This window comes from Streptomyces sp. NPDC043867, from assembly GCF_056435845.1.
In genome coordinates this window covers 22995-31551 of the sequence record NZ_JBWKDS010000061.1, presented here as the reverse complement: position 1 = coordinate 31551, position 8557 = coordinate 22995, and the positions used below count along the sequence as shown (strand labels likewise).

Below are 8557 nucleotides of genomic sequence, written 5' to 3'. Positions count from 1 at the left end.
TAAGGCTCCCAGTAGACGACTGGGTTGATAGGCCAGATCTGGAAGCACCGCAAGGTGTGGAGGTGACTGGTACTAATAGGCCGAGGGCTTGTCCTTAGTTGCTCGCGTCCACTGTGTAGTTCCCAGACAACGAACGGTTGTGCTGGCTGAACAGTTCACTAATCCAATTAAATAGTGTGCTTGTTCGCTGCCCGTTCGAGACCCCGTTCATTCGGGGTGTCTGACAGGGTTTCGGTGGTCATAGCGTGAGGGAAACGCCCGGTAACATTCCGAACCCGGAAGCTAAGCCTTACAGCGCCGATGGTACTGCAGGGGGGACCCTGTGGGAGAGTAGGACGCCGCCGAACAATCTTTGAGGACCCCTGGTCCCAGCGACTCGCTGGGACCAGGGGTCCTTTTGTTTTTCCGAAGCGCGCCGGGTACTCGGCTGCGCGAGAATGACTTGCGGTACCGAAGACAGGAGTCACCCATGTCCACCAACTCTCCCGATGAGCGACCGGACCGCGATCAGCGACGCCGGGACAGTGGTGACCGCGGCGGCTACCGCGGGGGCCCGCCGCGCCGTGACAACACCGCCGGCCGCGACAACGACCGTGGCGGTGACCGTGGCGGCGATCGCGGTGGCTTCCGTCGTGACGACAGCCGTGGCGGCGACCGTCCCTCCTTCCGCCGCGATGACCGGCCCACCGGCGACCGTCCCGCGTTCCGCAGGGACGACCGGCCCACCGGCGGCCCCCGTCGTGACGACCGCGGTGACCGTGGCGGCTTCCGTCGTGACGACAACCGCGGAGCCGGCGGCGGCGGTGGCTTCCGTCGTGACGACAACCGCGGTGGCGGCAGCGGTGGCGGCTTCCGTGGCCGTGACGACCGTCGCGAGGACGACCGCGGTGGCCGTCCCTCCTTCCGTCGTGACGACCGGCCGACTGGTGGTCCCCGTCGTGACGACCGGCCGAGTTTCGGTGGTCCTCGTCGTGATGACCGGCCGGCTTCCGGTCCGCGTCGTGACGACCGTGGTGACCGAGGCGGCGACCGCGGTGGCTTCCGTCGTGACGACAGCCGCGGCGGCGACCGTCCCCCCTTCCGCCGCGACGACCGCGGTGAGCGCCGCGACGACGACCGTGGCAGCTTCCGCAGGGACGACCGTGGTGACCGCGGCGGTGATCGTGGCGGCTTCCGCAGGGACGACAGCCGTGGCGGCGACCGTCCCGCGTTCCGCAGGGACGACCGGCCCACCGGCGGCCCCCGTCGTGACGACCGTGGTGACCGAGGCGGCGACCGTGGCGGCTTCCGGCGCGACGACCGCGGTGACCGTGGGGATCGTGGTGGCCCCCGTCGTGACGACCGGCCGAGTTTCAGTGGTCCTCGTCGTGATGACCGGCCGGCTTCCGGTCCGCGTCGTGACGACCGTGGTGACCGAGGCGGCGATCGCGGTGGCTTCCGTCGTGACGACAGCCGTGGCGGCGACCGTCCCCCCTTCCGCCGCGACGACCGGCCCACCGGCGACCGTCCCGCCTTCCGCCGCGATGACCGGCCCACCGGCGGCCCCCGTCGTGACGACCGCGGTGACCGCGGCGGCGACCGTGGCGGCTTCCGTCGTGACGACAGCCGTGGCGGCGACCGTCCCCCCTTCCGCAGGGACGACCGTGGCGACCGGCGCGACGACCGCCGTGAGGGCGACCGTCCGGCCTTCCGGCGCGACAGCGAGCGTCCGGCCTTCAGCCGTGACGACCGCAGGGACGACAGGCGTGACGACCGTCGAGGCGACGACCGCGGCGGCGACCGCGGCGGCGACCGTGGCGGCTTCCGGCGCGACGACCGGGGCGACCGCGGCGGTGACCGTGGTGGCTTCCGTGGGCGCGACGACCGGGGGCAGGGGCCGCGCCGGGACGACCGGGGCGGCCGTCCCGGTGGGCACCGCGACCGTGACGACCGTCGGGACGACGACCGGCGCGGCGGCGGACGGTTCCGCGACGAGCGCGAGCGGGACCGCGAGCCGATCAGGCGGCTGCCGATCCCGGACGACGTCACGGGCGAGGAGATCGACAAGGACGTACGCCAGGAGCTGATGAGCCTGCCGAAGGGGCTTGCCGAGGACGTCTCCAGGAACCTCGTGATGGTGGCCCGGCTCATCGACGAGGACCCGGAGGGAGCGTACGGATACTCCAGGGTGGCCCTGCGTCTGGCGTCCCGCGTCGCCGCCGTACGAGAGGCGGCCGGGTTCGCCGCGTACGCGAACCAGAAGTTCAGCGAGGCGCTGGCCGAGTTCCGGGCCGCGCGGCGGATGACCGGGAACGTCGACCTGTGGCCCGTCATGGCGGACTGCGAGCGCGGTCTCGGCCGGCCCGAGAAGGCGCTGGACATGGCCGGTGCGCCCGAGGTGCACAAGCTGGACAAGGCCGGGCAGGTCGAGATGCGCCTCGTGGCCGCCGGTGCCCGGCGTGACATGGACCAGCTCGACGCGGCCATCGTGACCCTCCAGAGCCCGGAACTGGCCTCCAGCTCCGTGCAGCCCTGGACCGCGCGCCTGCGGTACGCGTACGCCGACGCGCTGCTCGCCGCCGGTCGCGAGGACGAGGCGCGCGAGTGGTTCGCGAAGGCCGTCGAGTCCGACAAGGACGGCAGCACGGACGCCTCCGACCGGCTCGCCGAGCTGGACGGTGTCGAGTTCGTCGACGCCATGGCCGAGGACGAGGCGGAGGCCAAGTCCAAGCCGCGCATCGACGCCGACGTCGAGGTGGCCGACGCTCACGCCGAGGACGCCGAGATCGAGGACGAGGACGACGCCGAGATCCAGGACGAGGACGACGCCGAGGACGACGCCGACGTGGCGGAGGACGAGACCGAGGCGCCCCGGGACGTGCGGCCCCCGGCCGACGGTGACGACGGTGACGACGAGGCCGGCCAGGACGGCACCGAGGACGCTCCTCGCGCCTGACGTCACGCGGACGTACAGGCCGGCACAGCGGTGACAGCGGACGGGCGGGACTCCCAAAGGGGTCCCGCCCGTCCGCGTTTCAGGGGGTGAGCGCCCGCAGGACCAGGCCCGAGGCCGGCTTCGGGCCGAACGACGTCGACTTGCGCGGCATCATGACGCCCTGGCGGGCCAGGTCGCGTACGACCTCCTCGCGGACCGGGTGCATCAGGACCGCCGTACCGCCGTCGCGTTCCGCCTTCTCGACCGTCGCGGCCGTGTCGTGGATGTAGGCGATGTGCGCCGGGGAGTCCTCGGGGACGTGCCAGACGTGCTGGAGGAGCGCGGCGTGCAGGACCGTCGCGTCCAGGCTGCGCCAAGCCTCCGGGCGGTCCGCCGGGACCGTACGGGCCAGGAGGTCCGCGGACGGGCGGTCGAGGAGGTGGAAGGCGCCGTCGCCGGCCAGCAGGAAGGCGTTGCCGTCGGCCGCGGCCGTGGCGAGCGCCGCCAGGGCTTCGCCGAGGGGGACGTCCAGGTGACGTACGCGGAAGTGGGGCGACACGGCGGCCAGTGCCTCGTCCACCGGCAGGCGGTGCAGGAGCCGGTGGATGGCGCGGACGCGGAGCGGATGACGCGCGGTGTCCACCAGGAGCACCAGACCGTAGTCCCAGGGGCTCGGGGACGGGTGCTCGGTGCGCAGCCGCAGACACGTCGCCCAGCGGTGGTGGCCGTCCGCGATGAGAGCCTGGTGACGGGCGAGGTCCGTGCGGATCTCCGCCAGGTCGGCGGGGTCGGTCACGGCCCACAGCCGGTGGCTGAAGCCGTCCTCCGTGGTCGTCGCGAGCAGCGGTTCCCGCCGTGCGGTGCGCTCGACGACGGCGGCCGCGCCGGTCACCGAGCCGTCGCCGCGGTAGGTCAGCAGCAGGGGTTCGAGATTGGCCGAGGTGGCCCGCATCAGCGCCGCGCGGTCCGCGACCACATGCGGCATGACGTCCTCGTGGGGGAGGACCACACCGTCCGAGGGTTCCGACAGGCGCAGGGCGCCGATGACACCGCGCTGCAGCAGACCGCCGTCGCGCTGCTCGTAGACGTACAGGGCAGGTTCGGAGTCCGTGGTCAGGACGCCTTCGGCCAGCCACTGCCGCAGGGTGTCCGCCGCCTGCCGGTTGCGGACGTCGGGGGTGGTGTCCTGAGGGAGGATCAGCCGGACGATGTTGTGCGGGTCGGCGGATTCGAGGTGGAGCAGGCCGTCGGGCCGTACGACGACGTCGTACGGCGGGGAGGTCACGGCGGCCAGACTGCCGACCCGCTCGGGGTCGTACCGCAGGCCCTGGAACGGGGCCAGTTCGAGCCCCTCGCACGCCGGGGTCTCCTCCGTGGGGCCTGCATAGTTCATTGAGGCATCGTAAGTGGGTCACTCGCATGCGCGATGATCGGGGGAAAGGGATCGACCAAGGAGCGATGCGTAATGAGCCAGACTGTCAGGACGCGGCCCGACGCCAGCCGGCAGGCCCTGAGCGAGGCGTACGACACGGCGCTGCTCGACCTCGACGGGGTGGTGTACGCGGGCGGCAGCGCGATCACGCACGCCGTGGAGTCGCTCGGCACGGCCCGCTCGGGCGGAATGCGACTCGCGTACGTCACGAACAACGCGCTGCGGACGCCGGACGCCGTGGCCGGCCACCTCACCGAGCTGGGGGTGCCGGCCGAGCCCTCGGACGTCATCACCTCGGCGCAGGCGGTGGCGCGGCTGATCAGCGAGCAGGTGCCCGAGGGCGCGCGGGTGCTGGTGGTCGGCGGCGAGGGTCTGCGGGTCGCGTTGCGCGAGCGCGGCCTGGAGCCGGTCGACTCGGCGGACGACGAGCCGGTGGCGGTCGTGCAGGGGTACGGCGGACCCGATCTGGCGTGGTCGCGTTTCGCGGAGGCCTGCTTCGCGATCCACCGCGGGGTGCCGTGGTTCGCGTCCAACACCGATCTGACGATCCCGAGCGCGCGCGGGATCGCCCCCGGCAACGGCGCGGCGGTGGAGGTCGTCCGCATCGCCACCGGCGCCGATCCTCGGGTGGCGGGCAAGCCGCTGCCCCCGATGCACCGCGAGACGATCCTGCGGACCGGCGCCGAGCGGCCGCTGGTGGTCGGCGACCGCCTGGACACCGACATCGAGGGCGCGTTCAACGGCGAAGTGGACTCGCTGCTCGTCCTCACCGGTGTGACGGACGGGGCGCAGCTGCTCGCCGCCCCGCCGCAGCACCGTCCGACCTTCGTCGACGCCGACCTGCGCGGTCTGCTGACGGGGCAGCCGGAGGTCGTCGGGGAAGGCGGCGGATTCCGTTGCGGTGGCTGGACGGCCACCGCCGGGAGTGAGCGGCTCGAACTGGACGGCGAGGGCGCGGCCATGGACGGGCTGCGGGCCCTGTGCGCGGCGGCGTGGACGGCGGCCGGGGACGGGACCTGCGTGCTGGACGGCGGGAAGGCGCTCGCGCGGCTGGGGCTCTGAGACGAACCGGGGCCCAGGGTCTTCGACGCGCGGGCGGGCCGGGCGGGGGCATAGTCCGGTGCCGACGTGCCCCTCGGCAAGGCGAGGGTAGGCTAACCTAACCGGGTGTTGGTCGACAGTTCTCCTGAACAGCGCGCGGAGACCGCCCCCGCGCCCCCGAACCGCCGGGCGATACGGTCCCTCGGACTCCTCGCGTCAGCGGCCCTGCTGACGCTCGTCGCGCTGGCGAGCGTCGCACTCGGCGCGAAGGCGCTGCCCATGGACCAGGTCTGGCACGGCCTGTTCCACGCGTCGGGGACCTACGGCGACGTCGTGGTCGGCGAGCGGGTCTCGCGCACCGTCCTCGGACTGCTCGTCGGCGCCGCGCTCGGTCTGTCCGGGGCCGTCCTCCAGGCGCTCACCCGCAACCCGCTGGCCGACCCCGGACTGCTCGGCATCAACGCGGGCGCGTCCGCCGCGGTCGTCACCGCCATCACGTTCTTCGGCGTCACCTCGCTGAACGGCTATGTGTGGTTCGCCTTCTTCGGGGCGGCCGCGGTCGGTGCCCTGGTCTGGTTCCTCGGCGGCAGCCGGGGGGCGACACCGGTGCGGCTGGCGCTCGCCGGAACCGCGATCAGCGCCGCGCTCTACGGCTATCTGCAGGCCGTGATGATCATGGACAACGCGGCGCTCGGCAAGATGCGCTTCTGGACCGTCGGTTCGCTCTCCTCGGCCGGCGAGTCGACGATCCGGCAGGTCCTGCCGTTCCTGGCGGTCGGCACCCTCGTCGCGCTCGCCCTCGCCAAGCCACTGAACGCCATGGCGATGGGCGACGACACCGCCCGCGCGCTCGGCGCAGACCTGAACCGCACCCGCGCGCTGTCCATGGCCGCGGCCACCGTCCTGTCCGGCGCCGCCACCGCGGCCTGCGGGCCGATCGTGTTCGTCGGGCTGATGGTCCCGCACCTCGTGCGCTCCTTCACCGGGCCCGACATGCGCTGGATCCTGCCGTACGCGGCCGTCCTGTCGCCCGTGCTGCTGCTGGGTGCCGACGTGATCGGGCGGCTGGTGGCGCGCCCCGCCGAACTCCAGGTCGGCATCGTCACCGCGGTCCTCGGCGGCCCGGTCTTCATCCATCTCGTACGACGGCGGAGGACGGCGCAGCTGTGAAGGCCACACGTATCCCGGCCGTCCGCACGAAGGGCGGCTTCTCGCTGCGGTACGACGTCCGGGCCTGCACGGTCGTCGCCCTGCTGCTCGTGGCCCTGCTCGCCGCGAGCGTCGTCCTCATCGGCACCGGCGACTTCCCGATCCCGGCCGCCGATGTCCTCAGGACACTGGCCGGCGACGGGGACGCGGGACAGGAGTTCATCGTCGGCCAGCTCCGGCTGCCCCGGGTCGTCGTCGGCATCCTGGTGGGCGCCTCGCTCGGCCTCGGCGGAGCCCTCTTCCAGTCCATCTCCCGCAATCCGCTGGGCAGTCCGGACGTGCTCGGCCTGGGGCAGGGCTCGACCGCCGGCGCCCTCGTCATGATCGTGCTCTTCTCGGGCAGCGCCACCGAGGTCGCCCTCGGCGCCCTCGTCGGCGGTCTCGCGACCGGGCTCGCCATCTACCTGCTCGCCTGGAAGCGGGGCGTGCACGGCTACCGGCTGGTCCTGGTCGGCATCGGCGTCGCCGCCATCGTCACGGCGGTGAACGGCTATCTGCTCACCAAGGCCGACCTCGTCGACGCGGCCCGTGCGGTCGTCTGGATGACCGGCTCCCTCAACGGCCGCGCCTGGTCCCAGGTCTGGCCCCTGCTCGCCATGTGCGCCGTCCTCGTACCGCTCGTCCTCGCCAACGCGCGGGGGCTGCGGATGATCGAGATGGGCGACGACGTCTCGTACGCGCTCGGCGTGCGGGTCGAGCGGACGCGGCTGCTGCTGATGCTGGCCGCCGTGCTGCTCACCGCGGGAGCCACCGCCGCCGCCGGACCGGTCGGGTTCGTGGCGCTCACCTCGCCGCAGCTCGCCCGGCGGCTGACCCGCTCGCCCGGGCCGAACCTGGTGCCCTCGATGTGCATGGGCGCCACCCTCCTGATCGTCGCCGACTGGGCGTCGCAGCGGGCCTTCGGCGCCGACCAGCTGCCCGTCGGCGTGGTGACCGGCGTCGTCGGCGGCGTCTACCTGCTGTGGCTGCTCGTCATCGAGCGCAAGGCGGGCCGGATATGAGCACGCGGAGCGGACCGGACGCGCGGACCGGCAGCGGGTCTCGCACGCACACCGGCAGCGGGCCCGACACGAACACCCAGAGGAGCACCAGCACTGTGAACCGCCTGTCCGCCGACAACCTGACCATCGGCTACGACCAGCGCGTCATCGCGGAGAACCTGTCGGTGGAGATCCCCGACCACTCCTTCACGGTGATCGTCGGCCCGAACGCCTGCGGCAAGTCCACGCTGCTGCGCGCCCTTTCGCGGATGCTCAAGCCGTCCCGGGGCCGGGTGCTGCTCGACGGGCAGGTCATCCACTCGATGCCCGCCAAGAAGGTCGCCCGGACGCTCGGGCTGCTGCCGCAGTCGTCCATCGCGCCCGACGGCATCACGGTCGGCGACCTGGTGGGGCGCGGCCGTTACCCGCACCAGGGGCTGCTGCGCCAGTGGTCGGCCGAGGACGAGCGGGTCGTACAGGACTCGATGGCCTCCACCGGCGTCGCGGAGCTGGCCGACCGCTACGTGGACGAACTCTCCGGCGGACAGCGCCAGCGCGTCTGGATCGCGATGGCGCTCGCCCAGCAGACACCGCTCCTGCTGCTCGACGAGCCGACCACCTACCTCGACATCCAGCACCAGATCGACGTGCTCGACCTGTGCGCCGAACTCCACGAGGAACAGGGCCGCACCCTGGTCGCCGTGCTGCACGACCTGAACCACGCCGCCCGCTACGCCACGCACCTCATAGCCCTGCGCGAGGGCAGGGTCGTCGCCGAGGGGGCACCGAACGACATCGTCACGGCCGAGCTGGTCGAGGAGGTCTTCGGGCTGCGCTGCCAGGTCATCGACGACCCGGAGACGGGGACGCCGCTGGTGGTCCCGGCGGCGCGGAAGGCACGCGCGGCGACGGCCGCCCACGCGGTCGGCGCGGCGGCACTGACCGCCGAGGGCTGAGAGCGGGCTCGGCGGATGCCCCGCC

At 72.8% G+C, this 8557-nt stretch carries 6 protein-coding genes, 2 rRNA genes and 1 pseudogene; 8 read left to right on the top strand and 1 reads right to left on the bottom strand.

All coding sequences use genetic code 11. The annotated features are described in order from the left end of the window. The 4 genes and pseudogenes from AC069T_RS36145 to AC069T_RS36130 all read left to right on the top strand — a co-directional run. A 23S ribosomal RNA gene (locus tag AC069T_RS36145) occupies positions 1–96 on the top strand; the annotation flags it as partial. Between the two features lie 134 nt (positions 97–230). After that, positions 231–347 (top strand): 5S ribosomal RNA (gene rrf, locus AC069T_RS36140). Between the two features lie 572 nt (positions 348–919). After that, a pseudogene (locus tag AC069T_RS36135) lies at positions 920–1702 on the top strand (hypothetical protein); the annotation flags it as partial. A gap of 363 nt (positions 1703–2065) precedes the next feature. Further along, positions 2066–2935, top strand: a complete 870-nt coding sequence (locus AC069T_RS36130; RefSeq protein WP_478786778.1) for a tetratricopeptide repeat protein — start codon at positions 2066–2068, stop codon at positions 2933–2935. A gap of 79 nt (positions 2936–3014) precedes the next feature. Here the strand turns inward: AC069T_RS36130 and AC069T_RS36125 are convergent, their stop codons facing one another. Then, on the bottom strand, positions 3015–4307 hold the full coding sequence (locus tag AC069T_RS36125) for a DUF1015 domain-containing protein (RefSeq protein ID WP_478786775.1): 1293 nt from the start codon (positions 4305–4307) through the stop codon (positions 3015–3017). 72 nt (positions 4308–4379) lie between these two features. Between AC069T_RS36125 and AC069T_RS36120 the strand changes: the two genes are divergently transcribed. From AC069T_RS36120 to AC069T_RS36105, 4 genes are all read left to right on the top strand, one after another. After that, positions 4380–5408 carry an HAD hydrolase-like protein gene (locus AC069T_RS36120; protein ID WP_478786774.1) on the top strand — a complete coding sequence of 343 codons (1029 nt, stop codon included), beginning with the start codon at positions 4380–4382 and terminating at the stop codon, positions 5406–5408. 105 nt (positions 5409–5513) lie between these two features. Beyond that, entirely contained in the window at positions 5514–6557 is a 1044-nt protein-coding gene (locus AC069T_RS36115) for a FecCD family ABC transporter permease (RefSeq protein WP_478786773.1), read from the top strand. Next, a complete protein-coding gene (locus AC069T_RS36110) occupies positions 6554–7597 on the top strand; it encodes a FecCD family ABC transporter permease (RefSeq protein ID WP_478786772.1) in 1044 nt (347 codons plus the stop codon). Before AC069T_RS36115 ends, AC069T_RS36110 begins: the two co-directional genes overlap by 4 nt. Further along, positions 7558–8532, top strand: coding sequence for an ABC transporter ATP-binding protein (locus AC069T_RS36105; RefSeq protein WP_478786771.1), 975 nt, complete (start codon positions 7558–7560; stop codon positions 8530–8532). Before AC069T_RS36110 ends, AC069T_RS36105 begins: the two co-directional genes overlap by 40 nt. Positions 8533–8557: the final 25 nt, after the last annotated feature.

What these genes read in the sequence shown, in the direction of transcription:
- AC069T_RS36130 (WP_478786778.1), top strand. Translation starts at nt 2,066, where the DNA reads ATGAGCCTGCCGAAGGGGCTTGCCGAGGACGTCTCCAGGAACCTCGTG.
- AC069T_RS36125 (WP_478786775.1), bottom strand. Translation starts at nt 4,307, where the DNA reads ATGAACTATGCAGGCCCCACGGAGGAGACCCCGGCGTGCGAGGGGCTC.
- AC069T_RS36120 (WP_478786774.1), top strand. Translation starts at nt 4,380, where the DNA reads ATGAGCCAGACTGTCAGGACGCGGCCCGACGCCAGCCGGCAGGCCCTG.